The organism is Mycolicibacterium houstonense (assembly GCF_900078665.2).
GTDB classification, from domain to species: Bacteria; Actinomycetota; Actinomycetes; order Mycobacteriales; family Mycobacteriaceae; genus Mycobacterium; species Mycobacterium houstonense.
The window spans coordinates 1,887,617-1,910,943 of the sequence record NZ_LT546207.1; the positions used below are offsets into that span (position 1 = coordinate 1,887,617).

Genomic DNA, 23,327 nt, shown 5'->3' on the forward strand with positions numbered 1-23,327 from the left:
TCCAGTGAGGTTTACCTGCCCTGACCGCTTCACGCGTTACGGTCGGGTATGACCACCACTGCCGAGCATCTGCGAAACACGCTGGACGGTCGTTGGCGCGACGTCAAGAACGCCATGCGGGCCGAACTGTCCAACGAGATCTTCCGACCGCACTACACGCCCAACACCGTCATCGCCCGGGCCAAGGTGGCCGAGCAACTGAAGATCATGGCCGCCGCCGGGGCTGCTGAGGACGGCTTCCGCAAGGAGCACGGCGGCAACGGCGATGTCGGCGCCGCGGTGACGCGCATCGAGATGCTCGCCATGAGCGACCTGTCGCTCATGGTCAAGGCCGGCGTGCAGTGGGGCCTGTTCGGCGGGGCCATCGAGAACCTCGGTACCGAGCGCCACCACAAGGCCTACGTGCGCCGCCTCATCGACCTGGACCTGCTCGGCTGTTTCGCGATGACCGAGACCGGCCACGGCAGCGACGTGCAGTCACTCGAGACCACCGCGACCTACGATCCGGCCACCCAGGAATTCATCATCCACTCCCCGACCCCGACCGCCCGCAAGGACTACATCGGCGGCGCGGCCGAAACCGCCAGGGTCGCCGCGGTTTTCGCGCAGCTGATCACCCCGGACGGCGAGAGCCACGGGGTGCACTGCCTGGTGGTGCCGATCCGCGACGACATGGGCAACGACCTTCCCGGCGTGACGACGTCGGACTGCCACTACAAGGGCGGGCTGCCCGGCGTCGACAACGGGCGCATCGTGTTCGACCAGGTGCGGGTACCGCGGGAGAACCTGCTCAACCGCTACGCCGACGTCGCGCCCGACGGCACCTACAGCTCACCGATCGAGAATCCGGGCCGACGTTTCTTCACCATGCTCGGCACCCTGATCCGCGGTCGCGTCACCGTCGGCGGCAGCGCGGCGGCCGCGGCCCGGGTCGCCCTCGACATCGCCACCCGCTATGCCTTGGAGCGCAGGCAGTTCGAGGCTCCCAAGAGCACCGACGAGGTGCTGATCATGGACTACCTGGTGCACCAGCGCCGGCTGTTGCCGCTGATCGCGGAGTCCTACGCGCTGCAGTTCGCGCAGAACGAACTGGTGGCCAAATGCCATGAGCTGCAGACCTCGGACAATCCCGACGCCGAGGAGCAGCGGGAACTGGAGGCCCGCGCGGCCGGCCTGAAGGCCACCAACACCTGGCACGCCAGCCGCGCCATCCAGGAGGCGCGCGAAGCCTGCGGTGGCGCAGGCTATCTCGCCGAGAACCGGCTGATCGCCCTGCGGGCTGACACCGACGTGTTCACCACCTTCGAGGGCGACAACCACGTGCTGACCCAGCTGGTCGCCAAGGAACTGCTCACCGCCTACGCCGACGACATCAAGGGCATGAGCCCGGTCGAATGGGTGCGGTTCGCGGCGAACTTCGCCGGGGAGCGGGTGCTCAAGCGCACCGCCGCCGAGACGATCATCCAGACCATCCTCGACACCCGCCAGGACAACGAGGAGGAAGGCAGCCTGTTCAACCGGGGCACCCAGGTCAAGATGTTCGAGGATCGCGAGGAGTACATGCTGGCCTCGGTGGCGCGGCGGTTACAGGGCAAGGCCAAGGAGATGTCGGCCTTCGACGCGTTCAACGCCGTGCAGGACCATGTGCTGCACGCGGCCCAGGCCCACATCGACCGGGTCGTGCTCGAGGCGTTCGTCGCGGGCATCGATTCGTGCGAGGACGAGACCGCCCGCGAACTGCTCAACGATGTGTGCGACCTGTACGCGCTGTCGGTGATCGAGAACGACAAGGCCTGGTTCATCGAGCACAGGTTCCTGTCGACCGAACGCGCCAAGGCCGTGACGCGCGGCATCAACGAACGCTGCCGCTCGCTGCGGCCGCACGTCGAGACCCTCGTCGACGGGTTCGGCATCCCCGAGCAGCTGCGCTACGCGGCGATGCTCGACCCCGCCGAGCTGGTCAACGGCTAACGCGCACTACGGCTTCGGGATCGGGTCGACGGCCTGCAGTTTGCCGTCGTCTCCGATCCGGAACCGCACGGTGGCGATGCCGGTCGGCGACTTCGCCGAATCCTGACCCTGCTGCCACTGGTAGTTCACCACCACCGAGTCATCGGCGTTGGTGACCACATTGATGTAGGGCCGCGGCTCCGGCGTGGCCGGGCCGAGCGGGGTCTGCCGGTCGAAGAACAGCAGCTGCCCGGGGCTGTTCGGCTCTGGGTCGGTCTGGCCCACCTGCACCCAGTACAGCCGGCAGTTCAGGGTGTGCCCGGTGCCGATCTGAGTCCACTGCCGGCCCGTCTCCGGGGCGGGCAGTTTCGCGATCTCATCGGCCACCGTGTCGGCGCTGGGGCCGTCCGACGGTGCGCAGGTGTCGGGCTTCGGCGGTGGTGCGGAGGACGGACCCCAGCCGCAACCAACCGCGAGGAGACCGACGAAGGCGACGATGGCGATCAGCCGTGAGTACACACCCCGAGGGTAGCGAATGAGGCCGTGTTGCCGATGGGGCTGACGACGGCGCGTCGATAGGTGACACTGTTGGGCGATCCAAGGACGGATCACCTTTTCGCACCACTACCCAAGGAGACACTGATGGCTTGGTTCCTCGCCATGGAAGGCCCCGCCAACAAGGCCGTGCTGTACCAACTGCAGGAATCAGTCAACGTCCAACAGATCGCCGAGGAGATGGCCAGTGCGGCCACCCTCGACCGCGCTGTACCCGTCCCGGCCGTGCTGCAGAACAACCGGCAACAGGTGACGGTCTACGTGCGGCCGGCGGCCTGGGGGGTGTGGACCTTCTACCAACTGTCCGAAGAGGAGCGGAAAGCTCTCGCGTCGGCGTCCAATCCACTCGTGGAGGCGCTCACCCAGGCGGCCCGTCAGGCCCAGGCCCGGCCCCAGTCTTGAGACCGGGATTTCGAGAACTTGCTCCCCCGGATGGACTCGAACCATCAACCGCCCGATTAACAGTCGGGAGCTCTGCCAATTGAGCTACAGGGGACTACCTTCCGCGGAAGCTCCGCGGCCGAGCGTTGACTCTAGCGTACGGACCGCCGCCGCCGCCAACTCGCTCCCGGACGGGCGCGCCGGGGCGGCGGTGAGGCAGGATGGAGCACACATGACTGCCTGTCTGGGAGGGACACTGTGATCCGCTATGCCGCCGTGATCGCCGTCGGCTACGTGCTGGGCGCGAAGGCCGGGCGACGCCGCTACGAGCAGATCGCCAGCACCTACCGCGCGGTGACCGCCAACCCGGCCACCAAGGCGGTTCTGGACGCCGGGCGGCGCAAGATCGCCAAGCGGGTGTCACCGGACCCGCAGTTCCTCACGCTGACCCCCATAGACGCAGAAACGTCGGTGTTCTCCACGAAGGAGAGCACCGACGGTTCGGCGAAAACTCGCTGGTAGGGCCTAGCCGATCCCCTGGTTGATCGAGGTGCCGGGCAGCAGCGGACCGGTAACGACGCCGTTCTGTCCGACGCCGACCCACGGCGTTCCCACGTTGGCGGGCATGCCGTTGGAGTAGGACAGGCACTTGCCGTCCTCTTTGTTCCCGAACCACGCCAGGCAGGCCGGGGCGGCCGTGATCTCAGAGCCCGGCGCCGACGTCGCGACGAATCCCGGGGCGGCCACCGCAGCGCCGGTGGCGAGTGCGAAAGCGCCGACTGCGACGATGCGCCGCGTCCGTGTACTGAACAGTGTCACCAGGTGTTACCTCTCACATTCAGGTGCCCGACTGCGGTCACCCTATCGCGATGCGCGCGATCACGCAGTGAGGTCGTCCCCGCTGGCCTGTTCGAGCAGGCTGCGCCGGTAGGACTCCATGGCGACCAGGTCACCGAACAGGGCGTGATATTCGTCTCCCTGTTCCACCGGTGACATGCGTTGCAGCTTGGACTTCACCTCGGCGATCTGCCTGCCCACCCACACCTCCTGCAGGCGGGCCAGCACGCTGCTGATGTAACGCGGCAACTGCTCGTCGTCTTCGACGTTGATGGCCTCCACGCCCAGCTCGTTGACCAGGCCGGCCGCCGCCGGGGATGACGTCTGCTCGCGGACCGCCTCGATCCACTGCGCGCCCGATTTCCCCGATGCCGTGCCGCCGGCCGCCTCGATCGCCGAGCGCACCGCGGTATAGCCGGGATGGGTGAAGCTNCCCGGACCCGGCCGATCACCTGCGCGACGTTGTCCCAGCCGACCCAGCCGGCCAGCTGACGGGCGTATTCGTCGCGCAGCGTCGGGTCCTTGATGCGGGCCGCCATCGGCACGCAGCGCCGCAGCGCCGCCACCCGGCCCTCGGCGCTGTCCAGGTCATGCTCGGCCAGCGCACTGCGAATCACGAACTCGAACAACGGAGTTCGGCGTGCCACGAGGTCTCGCACCGCACCGTCGCCCGATCGTAGCCGTAGATCGCACGGGTCCATGCCGTCGGGCGCCACCGCCACGAACGACTGACCGGACAGGTTCTGCTCGCCCTCGAACGCCTTCACCGCGGCGGCCTGGCCCGCGGCGTCACCGTCGAAGACGTAGATCAACTCGCCGCGGAAGAAGTTGTCGTCCATCATCAGCCGGCGCAGCATCGACAGGTGCTGCTCACCGAACGCGGTGCCGCACGAGGCCACCGCGGTGGTCACCCCGGCCAGGTGCATGGCCATCACGTCGGTGTAACCCTCGACGACGACGGCCTGATGCCCCTTGGCGATGTCACGTTTGGCGCGGTCCAGCCCGAACAGCACCTGCGACTTCTTGTACAGCACGGTCTCAGGGGTGTTGACGTACTTGGCCTGGTTCTGGTCGTCGTCGAACAGGCGGCGCGCGCCGAACCCGATGGTCTCGCCCGAGGACACCCGGATCGGCCACAGCAGCCGGCGGTGGAACCGGTCCATCGGACCACGCTTGCCTTCCCGGCTCAGCCCGGCGGCCTCCAGCTCCTTGAACTCAAAACCCTTGCGCAGCAGGTGCTTTGTCAGTGTGTCCCACCCCGATGGGGCGAACCCGCAGCCGAACTGGGCAGCCGCCGCGGCATCGAAGTTGCGCTCGGTCAGGTACTTGCGCGCCTCGGCCGCCTCGTCCGAGCGCAGCGCCTCGGCATAGAACTCCTGGGCCGCGGCGTTGGCGGCCAGCAACCGGCTGCGGCTGCCCCGGTCGCGCTGAACGTTGGTGGTGGACGCGCCGGTATAGGTGACGGTGTAGCCGACCCGGTCGGCCAGCAACTCGACCGCCTCGACGAAGCTGACGTGCTCGATCTTCTGGATGAACGCGTAGACGTCACCACCCTCGCCACAGCCGAAGCAGTGGAAGTGGCCGTGATTGGGCCGCACGTGGAACGACGGTGACTTCTCGTCGTGGAACGGGCAGAGCCCCTTCATCGAGTCGGCCCCGGCCCGTCTCAGCTGGACGTAGTCACCGACGACATCCTCGATCCGGACCTTGTCACGAATGGCCGCGATATCGCGATCAGGAATCCGGCCGGCCACCGGCATAGTCTATGCGCGCGCGGAAGTCGCGTTGACCGGGTTTGCCCGAGGGCTGGTGAATGGTGCACATGACCGACGGTGTCGTCGAACACCGGGGGCGAAAAGTGGCGTATGCCGCGTACGGCCCGGCCGACGGTACGCCGGTGTTGTTCATCGCCGGCGCCGGCTGCGGCCGCCGGATGTCGTTCGCCCACGAGCGGCTCGGCGACTACGGCCTGCGCCTGATCTCGGTGGACCGCCCGGGGCTCGGGTCCTCCGATCCCGATCCCGCCAAAACCCTCGACAGCGTGGGGGCCGACTTCGCCGCGGTGATCGACCACGTCGCCGGCCGCCCCGTTCCCGTGATCGCCAACTCGCAGGGGGCGCCGTTCGGCTTGGCGCTGGCCGCGACCGGACGGGCTTCGCGCCTCGTGCTGGCCTCCCCTATCGACGATCTGGGCTCGGCGCCGGTGACCGCGTTGTTGGCGCCCGCGCACCGCGAATTCGTCAACGCGATCGCGGCCGACCCAGAGGGCGCGATGCAGGACCTGTCCGGCTACACCGGCAGCGCCCTCTTCGACATGATCATGGCGGACTATCCGCCGTCCGACCGCGTGGTCTACGACGATCCCGGCTTTCGCACCATGTTGCGCACCGCGCTGGCCGACGGTTTCGCCCAGGGGGCCGCCGGTTATGCGCGTGACACCGTGCTGGCCACCTCGCCCTGGCCGGTGCAGCTGCTGGCCCCCGGGGTCGAGACGCACGTGCTGTTCGGCACCGACGACACCGTGCATTCGCCGGATCTGGGCGTCACCCTGGCGAGCCGCATCGACGGAGCCACCCGCACCGTCGTCGACGGTGTCGGTGGTGCGTTGCTGTGGGCACGGCCGGAGATGATCGTGAGCCGGCTCGGGATACCGGGACGTTGACGCCGAGTTACCCCAACGGACGGGGTGAGCGTGCCTCGTGCACGCGTTCCAGCCGGCTCTCGGTGTACGAGGCGATCTGGTCGACCACCACCCGCAACCGGGCACCATCGTCGGCGGCACGGTCGAACTCCGGCGCGAACTGCGGGTCGAGGCTGCCCGGCGCCTGCGCCCACAATGCCAGCGCGACCTCGTGGATCAACGTGCGCTGATCCGCCTGGACCTGCAGGTGCCGGTGATCGGACATGATGAACTGCAGCGCCAGCATCTTGAGCAGCACCACCTCGGCGCGCACCAGCGGCGGCACCTCGAGGTCGGCGTCGAACCGTCGCAGCGGCCGGGCCCCTGCCACCGCCCGGGTCTGCGTGATCGCCGCGTTGGCGAAGCGCCCGACCAGTTCGCTGGTCATGGTCTTCAGCGCGACCGAGGCCGCCAGCGTGCCGTCGTACTTGCCCACCGCGGCCACCACCGGCACCTGCGAGAGCCGCTCGGCGGCGGCCAGCAGGTCGTCGTGGCTGACGCTGGGAAATGACTTGGCACCCAGGACCGCCAGCGACCCCGCCTCATCGGGATCGCCCAGCACCCGCAGATCGATGCGCCCGGAGATGACACCGTCCTCGACGTCGTGCACGGAGTAGGCGACGTCGTCGGCCCAATCCATCACCTGCGCCTCCAGGCAGGGCCGCTCGGCCGGGGCACCGGCCCGCACCCACTGCGCGGCCTCGGCGTCGTCGTCGTAGAAGCCGTACTTGCGGCGGGTGCCGAAGCTGGGCCACGGATACTTCCCCACCGCATCCAGCGCGGCCCGGGTCAGGTTGAGCCCGGCCGAACGCCCATGGTCGTCAAGGACTTTGGGCTCCAGCCGGGTCAAGATCCGGAAATTCTGGGCATTGCCCTCGAACCCGCCGAACGGTTTGGCGATCTCGTCGAGCGCCCGTTCACCGTTGTGCCCGTAGGGCGGATGCCCGATGTCGTGCGCCAGGCCGGCCAGGTCGACCAGGTCCGGATCGCACCCCAGCCCGATTGCCATCCCCCGCCCGATCTGGGCCACCTCCAACGAGTGGGTGAGCCGGGTACGCGGGGTGTCGCCGTGCCGGGGCCCGACCACCTGCGTCTTGTCGGCCAACCGCCGCAGTGCCGCGCTGTGCAGCACGCGCGCCCGGTCACGGGCGAAGTCGGTGCGGTGCTCGGTGTCGGTTCCGGGCAGCGCAGCACCCTTCGGCGACTCGGCCACCAGACGTTGCCGGTCGAAGTCGTCGTACCAGGACTGCGTATCCGCGTTCACCGACGCACAGTCTGCCAGGAACCGACGCGCCGACCCGGCAGCGCATTAGATTGACGGTCATGCGTATCGCCCGTGTGCTCTCGATGCTGCTCGCGATCCTGATCACCGGTCTGCTGGCCGCCCCCGGTGCCGCCGCCGAACCGCCGTTGCGGTTGGCGGGCCAGCTCACCGACAACGCGGGGGTGCTGTCGCCGCCCCAGCGGGCGAACGTGCAACGCGCCCTGGACCAGCTCTACGACACCAAACGCATTCAGCTGTGGGTGGTGTTCGTCGAGGACTTCTCCGGGCAGAACCAGTTGGGCTGGGCCAGCAACACCATCCGGCTCAGCGATCTGGGCGATGACGATGCGCTGCTGGCCGTGGCCACGCAGGACCGGGCCTATTCGTTTCAGGTGCCGGACACCGTCCCGGGCGGGAACGCGCGCGCCAACGAGATCCGGCGCGACAGCATCGAACCGGCACTGCACCGCGACGACTGGGCCGGCGCCGCGATCGCGGCCGCCAACGGCCTGAAGACCGAACCGGTCACCAATCCGGTTGCCACGCCGGGCGTGTCGTGGTCGGCCATGCTGATCGGCCTCGGCGTGGTGCTGGTGCTGCTCGGCCTGGTGTGGTGGTGGGCCCGGCGGCGGCGGGCCAAGCGCCGCCAGGCCGAGTTCGAGGCTGCCAAGCGGGTGGACCCCACCGATGCCGATGCGCTGGCCACTGTTCCGCTGGAAGCACTCGACGAGTTGTCCCGCTCGATCGTGGTCGACGTCGACAACGCCGTCCGTACCAGCGAAGCCGAGCTCGAACTGGCCGTGGAAGAATTCGGCGCCAACCGCACCCAACCGTTCACCGCGGCCCTGGCCAACGCGAAAACGGCACTGGCCCAAGCGTTCACCGTGCGCCAGACGCTGGACGACGACGCCCCCGAGACACCCCTGCAGCAGCGGCAGCTGCTGACCCAGGTGGTGGTGTCGGCGGCCCGGGCCGACCGTGAGCTGGAAGCCCAGAGCCAGGCCTTCGAGCAGTTGCGGGACCTGGTGATCAACGCCCCGGCCCGCCTCGACACCATGACCCAGCAGATGGTCGACCTGACCGCCCGCATCGACCCCGCCCGCCAGACCCTCGACAACCTGCACACCCAGTTCGACGCCACCGCACTGACTTCGGTGGCCACCAATGTGGACACCGCCAAGGAGCGGCTGGCGTTCGCGGACCGCAACATCACCTCCGCCCGCGGTCTGGTGTCCCGGCCGGCGACCGACCAGACCGCACTGGTGGACGCGGTGCGCTCGGCCGAATCCGCGCTCGATCAGACCCGTACCCTGCTCGACGCCGTCGATAGCGCGGCCTCCGACATCAACCGGGCCCTGGCCGGCCTGCCCGCGGCGATCACCGACATTCAGGCCGGCATCGATCAGGCGAATTCGCTGCTGGCGCAATCCGGTACGCCGCAGGCCGACCGGCTGACCGTGGCCCGTGATGCCGCCAAGCAGGCCGCCGACGAGGCGACCACGAACGGCAAGGCCGATCCGCTGGGTACATTCACCCGGCTGACCAAGGCCGATGCCGACCTGGATCAGCTGCTGGCCAGCGTGCACGAGCAGCAGGAGGCCGCCGCGCGGCTGGCCCGGGCCCTCGAGCAGGCGCTGTTCACCGCGCAATCGCGGATCAAGGCGGTGTCGGACTTCATCGAGACCCGGCGCGGCAGCATCGGTCCCGAGGCCCGCACCCGGTTGGCCGAGGCACAGCGTCAACTGCAGGCCGCCGAGGCCAAGCGGGCCGCGAACCCGACCGAGGCCGTCGCGCACGCCAACGGCGCGTCGACGCTGGCTGCACAGGCCCAGGGCCTGGCCAACGACGACGTGCGGGCCGCGCAGCGCTCCTACACCTCGCAGTACGGCGGAGGCGGCGGCTCCGACATGGGCGCGGTGCTCGGCGGCATCCTCATCGGCAACATCCTGCGCGGCGGCGGTGGCTTCGGTGGCGGTTTCGGAGGTGGATACGGCGGTAGCTGGGGCGGTGGCCGCGGGATGGGCCGGCCGACGTCCTACGGCGGTGCTTCGCATTCGTCGGGCCGCAGCTACAGCGGTGGTGGCGGGCGCTTCTAACCGGCCGACTCGGTCAGGCTGACCTGCCCACGGGGCACCGCCGTACCGTCCTTGCGCTGGAATCCGATTCCGACGGGTTCCCCGGTGGCCGTCTCGACGAACCGGTACCGACTGCTGTGCGGACGAGGTCGATGCACGTGGCCCCATTGCCCGATCGCCGCGAGCACCGAGACGAGCTCGTGCCCGGCGTCGGTGAGCACGTAGCGGCTGCGGGTCCGATCCCCGGGCTTCTGGTAATCGACGACCTGCAGAATTCCGGCGTCGACCAGTTCGGATAGCCGGGCGCTCAGGACGTCCGGCGCGACGCCGAGCCGTTGCCGGAACTCCGAGAACCGTGACCGGCCGAGCAGTGCTTCGCGAATGATCAGGATCGCCCACCGCTGGCCGAGGACCGACATGGTGCGGGCGATCGGGCAGGCGTCGTCGGACCACGGATCAGTGCGCATGCGACAATTCTAGCTGGATTGGGAATACCTACTCAGCTGATGGACCTTGACGTAGGTGACGTTCACGCAGTCAATCGAGTTCGAAGGAGAATCGAATGTCCCGACAGATTCAGGGTGCAACGGCGGTGGTAACCGGCGGCCAGAAAGGGCTGGGCAAGGCGATCGTGGACGAACTCCTCGCCCGCGGCGCCGCCAAGGTCTATGCCACCAGCCGGCGCCCCGAGCCCAGCACCGACCCCAGGGTGGTTGCCGTCGAAGCCGAAGTTACTGACGGTGATTCCGTCGCCCGGCTGGCCGCACTGGCCGGCGACGCCACCATCGTCGTGAACAACGCCGGCGTCACCGGCGGAAAGTCACTGCTACACAGCGACCTCGACGAAATCCGTTCCGTACTTGAGACCAACCTGTTCGGCCCGTTACACGTGACGAGGGCCTTCGCACCCCAGCTGGCGGGGGGCACGCTGGTCAACGTGGCGTCCGTGCTGTCCTGGCTGCCCGGGTTCGGCGCCTACGGCGTTTCGAAAGCGGCGCTGTGGTCGGCCACCAACTCGCTGCGGGCCGAGCTACGCGAGCAGGACACCGACGTGATCGGGGTGTATCTCGGCTACACCGACACGTCGATGGTCGCCGATCTCGACGTTCCCAAGAACGACCCGGCCGACGTGGCCCGCCAGATCGTCGACGGCATCGAATCGAGGGCAGCCGAGGTGCTGGCCGATGAACTCACCCGCCAGGTCCGGACCAACGTCTTCGCCTGAGCGCCAAACATTTGAGGAGAGTGGACATGTCGACGTATCGCGCCTATCAGGTGACCGGACAGCGTCAGTTCGAACTGGTCGAACGTGAGCTCGCCGCACCGTCGTTCGGCCAGGTACGGGTGCGCGTGCTCAGTTGCGGGGTGTGCCACAGCGACGTACTCGCCGTCGAAGGCCAGCGCCCCGCACCGGAAAAACCAGTGGTGCCGGGTCACGAGATCGTCGGCGTGGTCGACGCGATCGGCGACGGAGTGCACACCTGGAAGCATGGCGACCGGGTCGGCCTGGGCTTCCTCGGCGGCCAGTGCAACGAGTGCGAGTTCTGTCGCCGGGGCGATTTCGTGAACTGCACCGATCAACCCAAACCCGGCACCAGCGATGACGGCGGGTATGCGGAGATCGTGTATGCGCGCGCGTCGGGTCTGGTCCGGGTGCCCGAGGAACTGACGCCCACCACCGCCGCACCCCTGCTGTGTGCCGGTGTCACCGTGTTCAACGCACTGCGGGCCACCGCGGCTCCGCCCGGGGCCTTGGTCGCCGTCCAGGGCCTCGGCGGGCTCGGACACCTGGGGGTGCAGTACGCCAACAAGCTCGGATACCGGGTCGCGGCGATCGCCCGCGGTGCCGAAAAGTCCGAGCTGGCAATGTCATTGGGCGCCGACCACTACATCGACAGCGCGGCCGCGGATCCCGGCGCCGAGCTCGACGCGCTCGGCGGAGCCACCGCGATCGTCGCCACCGCAGCCAGCGGCGCCTCGATGAGCCCCCTGGTCGCGGGCCTACGTCCACGCGGACAGCTCGTCGTGGTCGGGGTCGCGCCGGATCCGATCGCGGTCAACACCGCCGATCTGATTCTCGGTGGCCGCACCATCGTCGGCAGCCTGACCGGCTCGGCGATCGACAATGAGGACAACCTCGCGTTCAGCCTGGCCAACGACATTTCGCCGATGGTCGAGGTGATGGCGTTCGAGGAAGCACCGAAGGCCTACGAGCGGATGATGTCGGGGCAGGCCCGATTCCGCGTGGTGCTCGACATCGCCGGCACCACGCGGTGAGGCGTCAGCAGCCCTTGAGCCGCACCGCGAGGTAGTCGGACACCTTGTCCAGCGCGATGCGCTCCTGGGTCATGGCGTCCCGCTCGCGGATGGTGACCGCGTTGTCCTCCAGGGTGTCGAAATCGACTGTCACGCAATACGGCGTGCCGATCTCGTCCTGGCGGCGGTAGCGGCGGCCGATCGCACCGGCATCGTCGAACTCGACGTTCCAGTTCTTACGCAGCTCGGCCGCCAGGTCACGCGCCTTGGGCGACAGGTCGGCATTGCGCGACAGCGGTAGCACGGCGGCCTTGACCGGGGCCAGGCGCGGGTCGAGCTTGAGCACGGTGCGCTTGTCCACGCCGCCCTTGGCGTTGGGCGCCTCGTCCTCGGTGTAGGAATCGACCAGGAACGCCATCAGTGAGCGGGTGAGGCCGGCTGCCGGCTCGATCACGTACGGCACGTACCGGGTGTCGGCGCCCTGATCGTAGAACGACAGATCGACGCCGGAATGCTTTGCATGCGTGGACAAGTCGAAGTTGGTGCGGTTGGCGATGCCCTCCAGCTCACCCCATGGGTTACCGGCGAAGCCGAACTTGTACTCGATGTCGACGGTGCCGTCCGAGTAGTGCGACAACTTCTCCTTGGGGTGGTCGTACAGGCGCAGGTTGTCCCGGTTGATGCCGAGGTCGACGTACCACTGCAGGCGCGTCTCGATCCAGTACTTGTGCCACTCGCCCGCGGTGGAGGGCTCGACGAAGAACTCCATCTCCATCTGCTCGAACTCGCGGGTACGGAAGATGAAGTTGCCCGGCGTGATCTCGTTGCGGAAGCTCTTGCCGATCTGGCCGATACCGAACGGTGGCTTCTTGCGCGCGGTGGTGACCACGTTGGCGAAGTTGACGAAGATGCCCTGCGCGGTCTCCGGGCGCAGGTAGTGCAGACCTTCCTCCGACTCGATCGGGCCGAGGTAGGTCTTGAGCATCATGTTGAAGTCACGCGGCTCGGTCCACTGACCCTTGGTGCCGCAGTCGGGGCAGACGATCTCGTCCATGGGGACGGCATCGGGATCGTCGATCCCCTTCTTCGTCGCGTAGGCCTCCTGCATGTGGTCCTGGCGATGACGCTTGTGGCAGTTCAGGCACTCCACCAGCGGGTCGTTGAAGACGTCGACGTGACCGGAGGCCACCCACACCTGGCGCGGCAGGATGATCGCGGAGTCCAGGCCCACGACGTCGTCGCGGCCGGTGACCATGGACTTCCACCACTGCCGCTTGATGTTCTCCTTGAGCTCGACACCGAGCGGTCCGTAATCCCACGCGGACTTGGTACCGCCGTAGATCTCGCCGGACTGAAATACAAGGCCACGGCGTTTCGCCAAGTTCGCAACGGTGTCGATGATGGATGCCACGGTGCATCAGAGTAGCGAGTGACCGGGCAAAACCCCGAACCCGCGTGACGCACCGCCCGCCCCGGGCACTGCACACTCGCCGGGCCGATGCAGTTGACATGCAATACCGCGCATGTATTCTTGCCCGTAATGAAAACGATTTCCAATTTCGCGGACAATCAGCACTACGACGCACGCGAGCACAACGGCGCCCCGGCCGCCGACATGCCCTCGCGCGAGGTCCTCGACACCGCGGGCGAGCTGCTGCGCGCGCTGGCCGCGCCGCTCCGGATCGCGATCGTTCTGCAGTTGCAGCAGTCGGCGCGCTGCGTGCACGAGCTGGTCGACGCCCTCGCCGTGCCGCAGCCTCTGGTGAGCCAGCACCTGCGCATCCTCAAGCAGGCCGGCGTGGTGGCCAGCGAACGCGCCGGCCGCGAGGTGCTCTACCACCTGGTCGACCACCATCTGGCGCACATCGTCGCCGATGCCGTCGCCCACGCCGCCGAGGAACCGCGGTGACGGGCGCGGTCCGGTCCACCCGGCAACGGGCGGCCATCGCCGACCTGCTCAACGAGACCGACGGATTCCGCTCAGCACAGGAACTCCACGACGAACTGCGCCGCCGCGGCGAGGGCATCGGCCTGACCACGGTGTACCGCACCCTGCAGGCCATGGCCACCGCAGGCAGCGTCGACACGTTGCGCACCGACACCGGCGAATCGGTCTACCGGCGCTGCTCGGAACACCACCATCACCACCTGGTATGCCGGGCCTGTGGCGCGACGGTCGAGATCTCGGGCGGTCAGGTCGAGGCCTGGGCCGCCGACGTCGCGCGTGAACACGGGTTTTCAGACGTCAGCCACACGATCGAGATCTTCGGTATGTGTGGCGAGTGCGTCGGCGCAACCGACTGAGTGCTGCCGCCAATGAAGCGTGGTGGCGATTTGACGGCCGATTTTCCGCCGTGGCGCTTCACACGTGGGGACGCCCGGCCTCACCCCGTGCCAACGCGAGCACGGTGTGCTCGGTGAGCGGCGCCAGCGGAACGTCGCCCGGCGCGTGCGGGTCGATCCACTGCATCTCCTCGATCTCGGCCTGCGGCCGCGGATCACCGTCCAAGCGCACCGAGTAGAGCCAGGCGTCGACATCGTGGCCCGGCTCGTTGGCTGCAGGCGCACTGTGGCGGCCGAGCTCGCTTGCGGCGGCCGGGTCGAATCCGACCCCGAGTTCTTCGCGAACCTCACGGCCCAGCGCCTCGAGCGGCTGCTCCCCCGGCTCGATCTTTCCGCCCGGCTGCATGAATGCCGACGTGCCCCGCTTGCGGACCACGAGCACGCGGTCGCGCTCGTCGAGCACCACCGCCGCGACGATGCGGATGACCGACGGGGTCACGGCTCCTCGCGCAAGCGCTCGTCGGCAGTCACGACATCAGGTCCCGGCGCACGTCGGCACCGGTGGCCAGCACCATCAGAATCAGGGTGCGCAACGCGTCGTCGGTGAGCCCGGCGGCCGGGAAGTTGTAGCGCAGCATCACGTCGGCGACTTTCTTGGCCGGCCGTTTCCGCGCAGCGCCCTTGGGCGTCGCTCCATTGGTGGGGGTTTCGACCAGCTTTTCCACCAGCACCACGGTGCCCAGCATGGTCTTGCTGGCATGGTCGGACACCCGCTCGCGAATCTTGTTGTTCAGCGGCAGATCCCATGCCAGCGGCTGGGTCAGCGAGACCATTTCCAGGTCGTCGGCGATGGCAACCACCCGCACCGAGGCCACCGATCCGTCGACCGTGACGGTCAGCGCGTCGTCCTCCTCCTCGACGACCGACATCACCGGGCCGAGTACCGCGGACAACCGCTGCAGCAGGCCGGGCATGTCAGGCCCTGCCGAAACGGCGGTTGCGGTTCACGTACTCCTCGCACGCCGCCCACAGATCACGCCGGTCGTAATCCGGCCACAGCTTGTCCTGGAACACGAACTCGGCGTACGCCGCCTGCCACAGCAGGAAGTTGCTGGCCCGCTGCTCGCCCGAGGTCCGGATGAACAGGTCGACGTCGGGGATGTCGGGGCGGTGCAGGTGCTTGGCGAAGGAGGCCTCGCTGATCCGGTTCGGGTTGATCTTGCCCTCGGCGGCTTCGGCGGCCAGGGCCTGCGCGGCTTCGACGATCTCGGTGCGCCCGCCGTAGTTGACGCAGTAGTTGACCGTGATGACGTCGTTGCCGACCGTCATCTGCTCGGCGATGTCGAACTCCTTGATGACACTGCGCCACATCTTCGGCCGCGACCCGACCCAGCGCATGTTCACACCCATGGCGTTCAGATTCTCCCGGCGGCGACGCACCACCTCCCGGTTGAATCCCATCAGGAACCGGACTTCCTCGGCGCTGCGTTTCCAGTTCTCGGTGGAGAAGGCGTACACGCTCAGGTGTTTGATACCCAGCTCGATCGCGCCGCAGGTGATGTCGATCAGCACCGCCTCGCCCATCTTGTGTCCCTCGGTACGTCCGAGGCCGCGCTGCGTGGCCCACCGGCCGTTGCCGTCCATCACCACGGCGACATGGTTGGGCACCTGATCGGCCGGGATCCGGGGCGCGACCGCCTTGGAGGGGTGCTGCGGCGGACGGGCGAAGCGGCCGTTGCTGCCCGCCGGGATCTCCGGGAAGACGACAGGCCAGGTCGAGGTGTCCGGGAAAACCGGATAGTCCTCAGGCGCCGGAGGCAGCTGTGGGTAGGTGGTCTTGCCCCGCTTCCCGTCCTTCGTCAATGCCATGGGGCATATCCTGCCCGACCAGCGTCGCGCGCCGTTCGGCGACTGTCCGATCGATCCGGTATACCCGCTCGACCAGAGGCAACGTCCGCAGCTGACGCTCCAGGTGCCACTGCAGATGCGCCGCGATCAGCCCACTGGCCTGACTGCGATGACCGGACGCGGAGGCCTCGGCATACTCCCAGTCACCCTCGTGCAGGGCTGCCATCAGCTCCAGCACAGGCTGCGGCGGGGTGCTGGATCCGCTGGGCCGACAGTGCACGCACACACTGCCGCCGGCCGCGACGTGAAACGCCCGGTGCGGGCCCGGCGTGGCGCACCGCGCGCACTCGGTCAGCGCGGGCGCCCACCCGGCGATCGCCATGGCCCGCAGCAGATAGGAATCGAGGATGAGCTCACGGGCGCGTCGGCCATCGGCGATCGCCCGCAGCGCGGCCACCGTGAGCCGGTGCAGGTCGGGCATCGGCGCCCGCTCCTCCCCGGCCAGCCGCTCAGCGGTTTCCAGCATCGCGCAGGCGCTGGTGTAGCGGCCGTAGTCGCTGACGATGTCAGCAGCGAAGGCGTCGATGGCCTGCACCTGGGTGACGATGTCGAGATTGCGCCCCGGATGCAGCTGGACATCGATGTGGGCAAACGGCTCCAACCGCGCACCGAACTTACTGCGGGTACGCCGAACACCCTTGGCCACCGCGCGCACCAACCCGTGGTCGCGGGTGAGCAGGGTGACGATCCGGTCGGCCTCGCCGAGCTTGTGCTGGCGCAGCACCACCGCCCGGTCCCGGTACAGCCGCATCGTGACAGTGTCGCACCATGGCCGGACAGGATCCGTTACGCACCGCCGATATTCTCGAAAGTGATGGCCAAATCTGCGACTTCCGACTCGTCCACCCCGGTTTTCCCCACCCTGACCAATCAGCTCTATCAACTCGCCAGCGGCTCGACCACGTCTGAGGAACTGGTACGCCAATCCCTCCACGCCATCACCGCGAGCCAGTCCACCCTCAACGCGTTCCGCGTGGTCCTCACCGAGCAGGCGCTGGCCGATGCCGCGAAAGCCGACCGGATTCGCGCCGCCGGCAAACACCTACCCCTGCTGGGCATTCCGATCGCGGTCAAAGACGACGTCGACGTCGCAGGCGTGCCCACCCGATTCGGCACCGAGGGCAATGTCCGGGTCGCCACCTCCGACAGCGAGGTGGTGCGCCGGCTGCGGGCCGCCGGCGCGGTCATCGTCGGCAAGACCAACACCTGCGAGCTCGGGCAGTGGCCGTTCACCGGCGGCCCCGGCTTCGGACACACCCGTAATCCGTGGTCGCGCAAGCACAGCCCGGGCGGATCCTCGGGCGGCAGTGCGGCAGCGGTCGCCGCGGGCCTGGTGACCGCTGCCATCGGGTCCGACGGCGCGGGCAGCGTCCGCATCCCGGCGGCCTGGACGCATCTGGTCGGCATCAAACCGCAACGCGGCCGGATCTCCACCTGGCCGCTGCCCGAGGCGTTCAACGGCATCACCGTCAACGGCGTGCTGGCCCGGACCGTCACCGACGCGGCCCTGGTGCTCGACGCCGCATCCGGCAACGCCGAGGGCGACCTGCACAAGCCCACACCGATCCAAGCCGCCGAGCACGTCGGCCGGGCGCCCGGGCCGCTGCGGGTGGCCATGTCGACGAAGTTCCCGTTCACCGGCTTTCCGGCCAAGCTGCATCCCGAGATCCGCGCGGCGGTGCAGAACGTCGGCCATCAGCTCGAGCAGCTCGGACATACCGTGGTCACCAAGGACCCGAACTACAGCCTGCGGATGTCGTGGGATTTCCTGGCCCGCTCCACCGCGGGCCTGCTGGACTGGGCCGACCGGCTCGGCGACGTGCCGTACGACGAGCGCACCGCGGTCAACATGAGGATCGGCCGGCTGCTGTCGCAGGATGTGCTGCGCAAGGCCCGCGCGCACGAGGCCGCCGTGCAGCGCCGCATGTCCTGGACCTTCAACCTCGTCGACGTCATCATCGCGCCGACCACGGCCCAACCGCCGCCGCTCACACACGAATACGACCGGCGCGGGTGGTCTGCCACCGAACGCGCCGCGATCGCGGCCTGCCCGCTGACCTGGCCGTGGAACCTACTGGGCTGGCCGTCGATCAACGTACCCGCCGGCTTCACCGCTGACGGGTTGCCGATCGGGGTCCAGCTGATGGGACCGGCCGACAGTGAGCCACTGCTGATTTCGCTGGCGGCCGAGTTGGAGGCGATCACCGGGTGGGCCGCCAAGCAGCCCGAGATCTGGTGGACCGCCCCATCCCAGACCGATGCGTCCCAGGCGGCCGCCGCGATCAATGCGCTTGAGCGGAAAGCCGGGTGAAACTACGGAAGGGGATCAGAACCCAAGGCGGCCAAGCTGTTTGGGGTCGCGCTGCCAGTTCTTGGCGATCTTGACCCGCAGGTCGAGATAGACCTTTGTGCCGAGCAGCTTTTCGATCTGGGTGCGCGCGGCCGTGCCGACCTCACGCAGGCGGGCGCCACCCTTGCCGATCACGATCCCCTTCTGGCTGTCGCGCTCGACATAGAGGATGGCGTGCACGTCGATGAGGTCGTCGCGCCCTGGCCTTTCTTCGACTTCCTCGATGACCACAGCCAGCGAGTGCGGCAATTCGTCGCGCACGCCTTCCAGCGCGGCCTCGCGGATGAGCTCGGCCATCAGGACTTCCTCGGGCTCGTCGGTCAGCTCGCCATCTGGGTAATAGGCAGGCCCCGGCGGCAGTTTCGAGACGAGGACATCGGTGAGCACGTCGAGCTGTTCGTTGGCAGTGGCCGACACCGGCACGATGTCGGCGTCGGGGCCGACCAGCTCGCTGACCGCCAGAAGTTGTTCGGCGACACGGTCTTTGGGCACCTTGTCCGTCTTGGTGACGACGGCGATGAGCGTGGTTTTCGGTGCAACCGCGCGAATCTGCTGATAGATCCAGCGGTCGCCGGGACCGATGCGCTCATCGGCGGGTATGCACAGTCCGATCACGTCGACCTCGGAATAGGTGTCCTTGACCAGATCATTCAGCCGTTGTCCGAGCAGCGTGCGCGGCCGGTGCAGACCGGGCGTGTCGACGAGAATGATCTGGAAGTCGTCGCGGTGCACGATGCCGCGGATGGTGTGCCGGGTGGTCTGCGGCCGATTCGAGGTGATCGCGACCTTCTGGCCCACCAATGCGTTGGTCAGCGTCGACTTGCCGGTATTGGGCCTGCCGACGAAACAGACGAAGCCGGAGCGGAATTCGGTCATGACGGGTTCCCGGCCCGATCGGTGACGATCACCGTGGCGCCGGCCGACAGTTCGCGGACCGCGGCGACGCCTGCGTCGTCGGCTCCCCCGCCGACCAGCACCGCCGCCTCGATGCCGGTGGCACCGCTGGACACCGCGGCGGCCACCGCCGCCTGCAATGCGGTCAACTGCAAGGCCGCCAACGCCACCGGGGCACCCGCGTAGGTGCGGCCGTCCTGATCGCGCACCGCCGCACCCGAGGACGCCTCGGCGCGACCCATCGCACCACGGGCCAGCACCACCAGCTTGTTGTCTTCTGCGTCGAGCTCAGTCATCTGCTTCCTGTCCTCCTCGCGTGCGGGGCGGATCGCGCGTCTCGTTGTTCTCAGATTCGGCCGGGCTCACCAGAACTGTGCCGATCCGAACCCGGCCGCGGTGATCGGAACCGCCTTCGGCGCGCAGCCGCAGGCCGTCCCACGTGACTTCTGCGCCGGGCAGCGGCACGCGGCCCAACTCGAATGCCACCAGCCCGCCGACGGTGTCCACGTCGAGGTCCTCGTCGGCCTCCAATTCGTAGAGCTCGCAGAGGTCCTCGATCGGCAGCCGCGCCGACACCCGGTACTGGCCGTCGCCCAGCTCTTCGACCGGGGCCACCTCGTCGGTGTCGTATTCGTCGGCGATCTCGCCCACGATCTCCTCGAGAACGTCCTCGATGGTGACCAGGCCGGCGATGGCGCCGTATTCGTCGACCAGCAACGCCATGTGGTTGCGGTCGCGCTGCATCTCGTTGAGCAGTTCGTCCAGCGGCTTGGAGTCCGGCACGAACACCGCCGGGCGCATCACCTGGGCGACGTTGGTGTCGCGGCCACCGTTGGTCGAGTAATACGTCTGCTGGACAAGATCTTTGAGGTAGACGACGCCGACGATGTCGTCGACGTTGTCGCCGATCACCGGGATGCGGGAATGCCCGCTGCGCACCGCCAACGACGTTGCCTGTCCGGCCGACTTGTCACTCTCGATCCACACCATCTCGGTCCGCGGCACCATCACCTCACGGGCCGGGGTGTCACCGAGCTCGAAGACCGACTGGATCATCCGGCGTTCCTCGTCGGCCACCACACCGCGCTGCTGGGCCAGGTCGACGACCTCGCGCAGCTCGATCTCGGAGGCGAACGGGCCGTTGCGGAAGCCGCGGCCGGGCGTGAGTGCATTGCCGATCAAGACCAACAACCGGCTGATCGGGGTGAGCAGCACCGAAATGGCCTGCAGCGGCAGCGCCGACAGCAGCGCGATGGAATACGCGTTCTGCCTGCCGACGGTACGCGGGCCGACACCGATGGCCACGAAGCTCGTCACCACCATGATCGCGGCCGAGGCCACCAGCCCCCAGCCGACGCCGAGCAGCCCGTCGAGGAAGGACACCAACAGCACCGTGGCACTGATCTCGCACGTGATACGCAGCAGCACAACGAGGTTGATGTACCGCGGACGTTCCTCGACGACGCGGCCCAGCCGGGCGGCGCCTGGACGTTCGTCCCGGGCCAGCTCCTCGATGCGGGCGATCGAGACGGTGGACAGCGCCGCGTCGATGGCAGCGAACAGGCCGCCGAACCCGACCAGCACCACGGCGCCGATGAGCGGAAGTAAGCCGGTCACGGTTCGTCGAAATATCGGGACTTGTCGAGCAGCCGCTGGTCTTTCTGACTCTGCCGGTCAGCGTGATACGACTCGACCTGATCGGCCACCCAGGCCTCAAGCAGCTGACGCTGCAGGGCGAACATCTCTTTTTCCTCGTCGGGTTCGGCGTGGTCGTAGCCCAACAGGTGCAGCACCCCGTGCACGGTCAGCAGGGCCAGCTCCTGGCCCAGCGAGTGTCCGGCCTTGGCGGCCTGCTGCTCGGCGAACTCGGGGCACAGCACGATGTCACCGAGCATGGCCGGGCCCGGCTCCGGCGAATCCGGCCGCCCTCCCGGCTCCAACTCGTCCATCGGGAAGCTCATCACGTCGGTGGGGCCGGGCAGGTCCATCCAGCGCATGTGCAGGTCGGCCATCGCCGCACTGTCCAGCAGCACCATCGACAGCTCGGCCGCCGGGTGCACGTCCATCTTGGCGATGACGAAGCGGGCGACGCTGATCAGTTCGTCCTCGGAGACGTCGATGCCCGACTCGTTGGAGACCTCGATGCTCATCTACGGGGCCGCCCGTTCGACGAACGGCGTTGGGCACGGTTGAGCAAGGCCGGCTCCTCATGTCGGGCGTAAGCGTCGACGATCTCCGAAACCAGGCGGTGACGGACCACGTCGGCGCTGGTGAGTTCGGCGAAGTGGATGTCCTCGATACCGTCGAGGATGTTCATCGCCGCCCGCAGCCCGGATGTGGCGCCACCGGGCAGGTCGACCTGGGTAACGTCGCCGGTGACAACGACTTTCGAGCCGAAGCCCAGGCGGGTCAGGAACATCTTCATCTGCTCGGCCGTGGTGTTCTGCGCCTCGTCGAGGATGATGAAGGCATCATTGAGGGTTCTGCCACGCATGTATGCCAGCGGCGCGACCTCGATCACCCCGGCGCTCATCAGCTTCGGAATGAGCTCGGGATCCATCATGTCGTGCAGGGCGTCATAGAGCGGCCGCAGGTAGGGATCGATTTTCTCGCTCAGCGTGCCGGGCAGGAACCCGAGCCGCTCACCGGCTTCGACCGCGGGGCGGGTCAGGATGATCCGGTTGACCTGCTTGGCCTGTAGGGCGCTGACCGCCTTGGCCATCGCCAGGTAGGTCTTGCCGGTACCGGCCGGGCCGATGCCGAACACGATGGTGTGCGCATCGATCGCGTCGACGTAGCGCTTCTGGTTGAGCGTCTTGGGCCGGATCGTCTTGCCGCGGCGGCTCAGGATGTCGAGCGTCAGTACCTCGGCAGGCGACTCGTCCTCGGTACCGGTGAGGATGGCGACGCTGTGGCGCACTGCCTCCGGCGTCACGGCCTGCCCGCTGGACGCGACGGCGATCAGCTCGGCGACGACACGTTCGGCCAGTGCTACGTCGGCAGGTTCACCGGTGAAAGTGATCTCGTTGCCGCGCGCATGGATGTCGGCGGCCAGAAGGCGCTCAAGGGCCCGCAGATTCTCATCAGCCGAGCCGAGCAGGCCCACGATGATGTCGGGCGGAACAGTGATGCTGCTGCGGACCGATTCCGATGTGGTGGCCGAGTCAGCGGTCGTGTCGCGGGGCGTCACGTGGAGTTTGTGCCTGCTTTCCGTGTTCTCATAACGGCCGGCTGCCGTTGTACTGTTGCCAGTTTACCGCTGGTCAACGACACGCCCCAAGGGTTAAGCAGGATGGCGGCGAGCCGCAGGTGAGGGGGCCGGACCCACGTCGGTCAGCCGGCGAAATCCGCCAGTTTCTCCTGGACTGCGGCGCCGTCGGGCTCGCCGTAGAGCTTGTCGGGAATCCAGTCGAAGAACACCAGCGACGGACAATCGCCGGCGGGCCCGTTCACCGTGCCCAGATTTCCGATGTACTTACCCGTCTTGGCTTCACGGAGCTCAATTTCATATTGGACGGCGTAATGGTCGATGGTGATGGGCTTGTCCCACGCCGTGGATTCGCATTGCCCTGACTGCACCTCGGTGTCGGACTTGCGGATCAGGCAGGCAACGACATTTATCTCGGACAGGTCTTCACTGCGCTGGTCGGCCACCTCGTACCACGAACCGTCTTGCAGCCCCTGGAAGAAGGCGGCGAACTTGTACGGCTCCGTGTAGGCCCCGGCATTCTGCACCGAGCCGTCCTTGCACACGACATCGAAGTCGGTCGACCATTCGGCCGTGATCGCATTCGCCGCACGCTCTTCGTCGCTCACTGCCCTTGTTCCGCCCCCGTCGACCAATTTTGCGACGACAGCCAGGGCACCGAGAAGTGCGATGATCGCCAGCACCAC

At 67.8% G+C, this 23,327-nt stretch carries 25 protein-coding genes, 1 tRNA gene and 1 pseudogene; 10 read left to right on the forward strand and 17 right to left on the reverse strand.

All coding sequences use genetic code 11. The annotated features are described in order from the left end of the window. Positions 1-48 precede the first annotated feature (48 nt). Positions 49-1,971, forward strand: coding sequence for an acyl-CoA dehydrogenase family protein (locus tag BN4332_RS09535; protein WP_066898216.1), 1,923 nt, complete (start codon positions 49-51; stop codon positions 1,969-1,971). 6 nt (positions 1,972-1,977) lie between these two features. Here the strand turns inward: BN4332_RS09535 and BN4332_RS09540 are convergent, their stop codons facing one another. Further along, positions 1,978-2,469 (reverse strand): LppP/LprE family lipoprotein, encoded by a 492-nt coding sequence (locus tag BN4332_RS09540; RefSeq protein WP_066898217.1) that lies wholly within the window; start codon positions 2,467-2,469, stop codon positions 1,978-1,980. Positions 2,470-2,592: 123 nt separating this feature from the next. Here BN4332_RS09540 and BN4332_RS09545 point away from each other — a divergent pair, with 123 nt between their 5' ends. Beyond that, on the forward strand, positions 2,593-2,907 hold the full coding sequence (locus BN4332_RS09545; RefSeq protein ID WP_066898218.1) for a hypothetical protein: 315 nt from the start codon (positions 2,593-2,595) through the stop codon (positions 2,905-2,907). A 21-nt stretch (positions 2,908-2,928) separates the two neighbouring features. Here the strand turns inward: BN4332_RS09545 and BN4332_RS09550 are convergent. Beyond that, positions 2,929-3,001 (reverse strand) — tRNA-Asn (locus BN4332_RS09550). A gap of 143 nt (positions 3,002-3,144) precedes the next feature. On the opposite strand from BN4332_RS09550, the gene BN4332_RS09555 reads away from it, so the two are divergent. Then, complete coding sequence (locus BN4332_RS09555; protein WP_019343335.1) at positions 3,145-3,408, forward strand: hypothetical protein; 264 nt, start codon at positions 3,145-3,147, stop codon at positions 3,406-3,408. Between the two features lie 3 nt (positions 3,409-3,411). On the opposite strand, the gene BN4332_RS09560 is transcribed toward BN4332_RS09555, so the two are convergent. Together BN4332_RS09560 and dnaG are read right to left on the reverse strand one after the other, a co-directional pair. Then, positions 3,412-3,705, reverse strand: a complete 294-nt coding sequence (locus tag BN4332_RS09560; protein WP_096866869.1) for a DUF7155 family protein — start codon at positions 3,703-3,705, stop codon at positions 3,412-3,414. Positions 3,706-3,765: 60 nt separating this feature from the next. Next, positions 3,766-5,477: pseudogene (gene dnaG, locus BN4332_RS09565) on the reverse strand (DNA primase). Positions 5,478-5,545: 68 nt separating this feature from the next. Between dnaG and BN4332_RS09570 the strand changes: the two are divergent. Then, positions 5,546-6,385, forward strand: coding sequence for an alpha/beta fold hydrolase (locus BN4332_RS09570; protein ID WP_074133025.1), 840 nt, complete (start codon positions 5,546-5,548; stop codon positions 6,383-6,385). Positions 6,386-6,392: 7 nt separating this feature from the next. Here the strand turns inward: BN4332_RS09570 and BN4332_RS09575 are convergent, their stop codons facing one another. Next, positions 6,393-7,667: a deoxyguanosinetriphosphate triphosphohydrolase gene (locus BN4332_RS09575; protein ID WP_066898221.1), complete on the reverse strand. Its 1,275-nt coding sequence runs from the start codon at positions 7,665-7,667 to the stop codon at positions 6,393-6,395. Positions 7,668-7,726: 59 nt separating this feature from the next. On the opposite strand from BN4332_RS09575, the gene BN4332_RS09580 reads away from it, so the two are divergent. After that, positions 7,727-9,763: a TPM domain-containing protein gene (locus tag BN4332_RS09580; protein ID WP_066898222.1), complete on the forward strand. Its 2,037-nt coding sequence runs from the start codon at positions 7,727-7,729 to the stop codon at positions 9,761-9,763. On the opposite strand, the gene BN4332_RS09585 is transcribed toward BN4332_RS09580, so the two are convergent. Further along, positions 9,760-10,209: a winged helix-turn-helix transcriptional regulator gene (locus BN4332_RS09585; RefSeq protein ID WP_066898223.1), complete on the reverse strand. Its 450-nt coding sequence runs from the start codon at positions 10,207-10,209 to the stop codon at positions 9,760-9,762. The genes BN4332_RS09580 and BN4332_RS09585 overlap by 4 nt on opposite strands. Positions 10,210-10,304: 95 nt before the next feature. Here BN4332_RS09585 and BN4332_RS09590 point away from each other — a divergent pair, with 95 nt between their 5' ends. Then, positions 10,305-10,967, forward strand: coding sequence for an SDR family oxidoreductase (locus tag BN4332_RS09590; RefSeq protein WP_066898224.1), 663 nt, complete (start codon positions 10,305-10,307; stop codon positions 10,965-10,967). A 26-nt stretch (positions 10,968-10,993) separates the two neighbouring features. Then, positions 10,994-12,019 (forward strand): alcohol dehydrogenase catalytic domain-containing protein, encoded by a 1,026-nt coding sequence (locus BN4332_RS09595; protein ID WP_066898225.1) that lies wholly within the window; start codon positions 10,994-10,996, stop codon positions 12,017-12,019. Positions 12,020-12,023: 4 nt separating this feature from the next. On the opposite strand, the gene BN4332_RS09600 is transcribed toward BN4332_RS09595, so the two are convergent. Continuing rightward, positions 12,024-13,409 (reverse strand): glycine--tRNA ligase, encoded by a 1,386-nt coding sequence (locus BN4332_RS09600; RefSeq protein WP_066898226.1) that lies wholly within the window; start codon positions 13,407-13,409, stop codon positions 12,024-12,026. Between the two features lie 129 nt (positions 13,410-13,538). Here BN4332_RS09600 and BN4332_RS09605 point away from each other — a divergent pair, with 129 nt between their 5' ends. Continuing rightward, on the forward strand, positions 13,539-13,907 hold the full coding sequence (locus BN4332_RS09605; protein WP_066898227.1) for an ArsR/SmtB family transcription factor: 369 nt from the start codon (positions 13,539-13,541) through the stop codon (positions 13,905-13,907). Then, complete coding sequence (locus tag BN4332_RS09610) at positions 13,904-14,302, forward strand: Fur family transcriptional regulator (RefSeq protein WP_066898228.1); 399 nt, start codon at positions 13,904-13,906, stop codon at positions 14,300-14,302. Before BN4332_RS09605 ends, BN4332_RS09610 begins: the two co-directional genes overlap by 4 nt. 58 nt (positions 14,303-14,360) lie before the next feature. Here BN4332_RS09610 and BN4332_RS09615 read toward each other — a convergent pair whose 3' ends face one another. From BN4332_RS09615 to recO, 4 genes are read right to left on the reverse strand one after another with little or no spacing between them, the layout of a single operon-like run. Beyond that, the gene (locus BN4332_RS09615; RefSeq protein ID WP_066898229.1) at positions 14,361-14,780 is read right to left on the reverse strand and encodes an NUDIX hydrolase; all 420 of its coding nucleotides are present in this window, start codon (positions 14,778-14,780) and stop codon (positions 14,361-14,363) included. A 28-nt stretch (positions 14,781-14,808) separates the two neighbouring features. Further along, the gene (locus tag BN4332_RS09620) at positions 14,809-15,255 is read right to left on the reverse strand and encodes a hypothetical protein (RefSeq protein ID WP_066898230.1); all 447 of its coding nucleotides are present in this window, start codon (positions 15,253-15,255) and stop codon (positions 14,809-14,811) included. Position 15,256: 1 nt separating this feature from the next. Further along, entirely contained in the window at positions 15,257-16,150 is an 894-nt protein-coding gene (locus BN4332_RS09625; RefSeq protein WP_066898231.1) for a decaprenyl diphosphate synthase, read from the reverse strand. Then, a complete protein-coding gene (recO, locus tag BN4332_RS09630) occupies positions 16,086-16,940 on the reverse strand; it encodes a DNA repair protein RecO (RefSeq protein ID WP_066898232.1) in 855 nt (284 codons plus the stop codon). Before recO ends, BN4332_RS09625 begins: the two co-directional genes overlap by 65 nt. 63 nt (positions 16,941-17,003) lie before the next feature. On the opposite strand from recO, the gene BN4332_RS09635 reads away from it, so the two are divergent. Beyond that, positions 17,004-18,500 carry an amidase gene (locus BN4332_RS09635; protein ID WP_066898248.1) on the forward strand — a complete coding sequence of 499 codons (1,497 nt, stop codon included), beginning with the start codon at positions 17,004-17,006 and terminating at the stop codon, positions 18,498-18,500. A gap of 15 nt (positions 18,501-18,515) precedes the next feature. Here the strand turns inward: BN4332_RS09635 and era are convergent, their stop codons facing one another. The 6 genes from era to BN4332_RS09665 form a co-directional block, all read right to left on the reverse strand. Next, positions 18,516-19,415, reverse strand: coding sequence for a GTPase Era (era, locus tag BN4332_RS09640; RefSeq protein ID WP_066898233.1), 900 nt, complete (start codon positions 19,413-19,415; stop codon positions 18,516-18,518). Next, positions 19,412-19,729 carry a cytidine deaminase-like protein gene (locus BN4332_RS09645; RefSeq protein ID WP_066898234.1) on the reverse strand — a complete coding sequence of 106 codons (318 nt, stop codon included), beginning with the start codon at positions 19,727-19,729 and terminating at the stop codon, positions 19,412-19,414. The genes era and BN4332_RS09645 overlap by 4 nt, the downstream gene beginning before the upstream one ends. Next, positions 19,722-21,050, reverse strand: a complete 1,329-nt coding sequence (locus BN4332_RS09650; RefSeq protein WP_066898235.1) for a hemolysin family protein — start codon at positions 21,048-21,050, stop codon at positions 19,722-19,724. The genes BN4332_RS09645 and BN4332_RS09650 overlap by 8 nt, the downstream gene beginning before the upstream one ends. Then, a complete protein-coding gene (gene ybeY, locus BN4332_RS09655; RefSeq protein ID WP_066898236.1) occupies positions 21,047-21,583 on the reverse strand; it encodes an rRNA maturation RNase YbeY in 537 nt (178 codons plus the stop codon). The genes BN4332_RS09650 and ybeY overlap by 4 nt, the downstream gene beginning before the upstream one ends. After that, positions 21,580-22,623, reverse strand: a complete 1,044-nt coding sequence (locus BN4332_RS09660) for a PhoH family protein (RefSeq protein ID WP_066898237.1) — start codon at positions 22,621-22,623, stop codon at positions 21,580-21,582. Before BN4332_RS09660 ends, ybeY begins: the two co-directional genes overlap by 4 nt. A gap of 143 nt (positions 22,624-22,766) precedes the next feature. After that, positions 22,767-23,327 (reverse strand): hypothetical protein, encoded by a 561-nt coding sequence (locus BN4332_RS09665; protein ID WP_160110827.1) that lies wholly within the window; start codon positions 23,325-23,327, stop codon positions 22,767-22,769.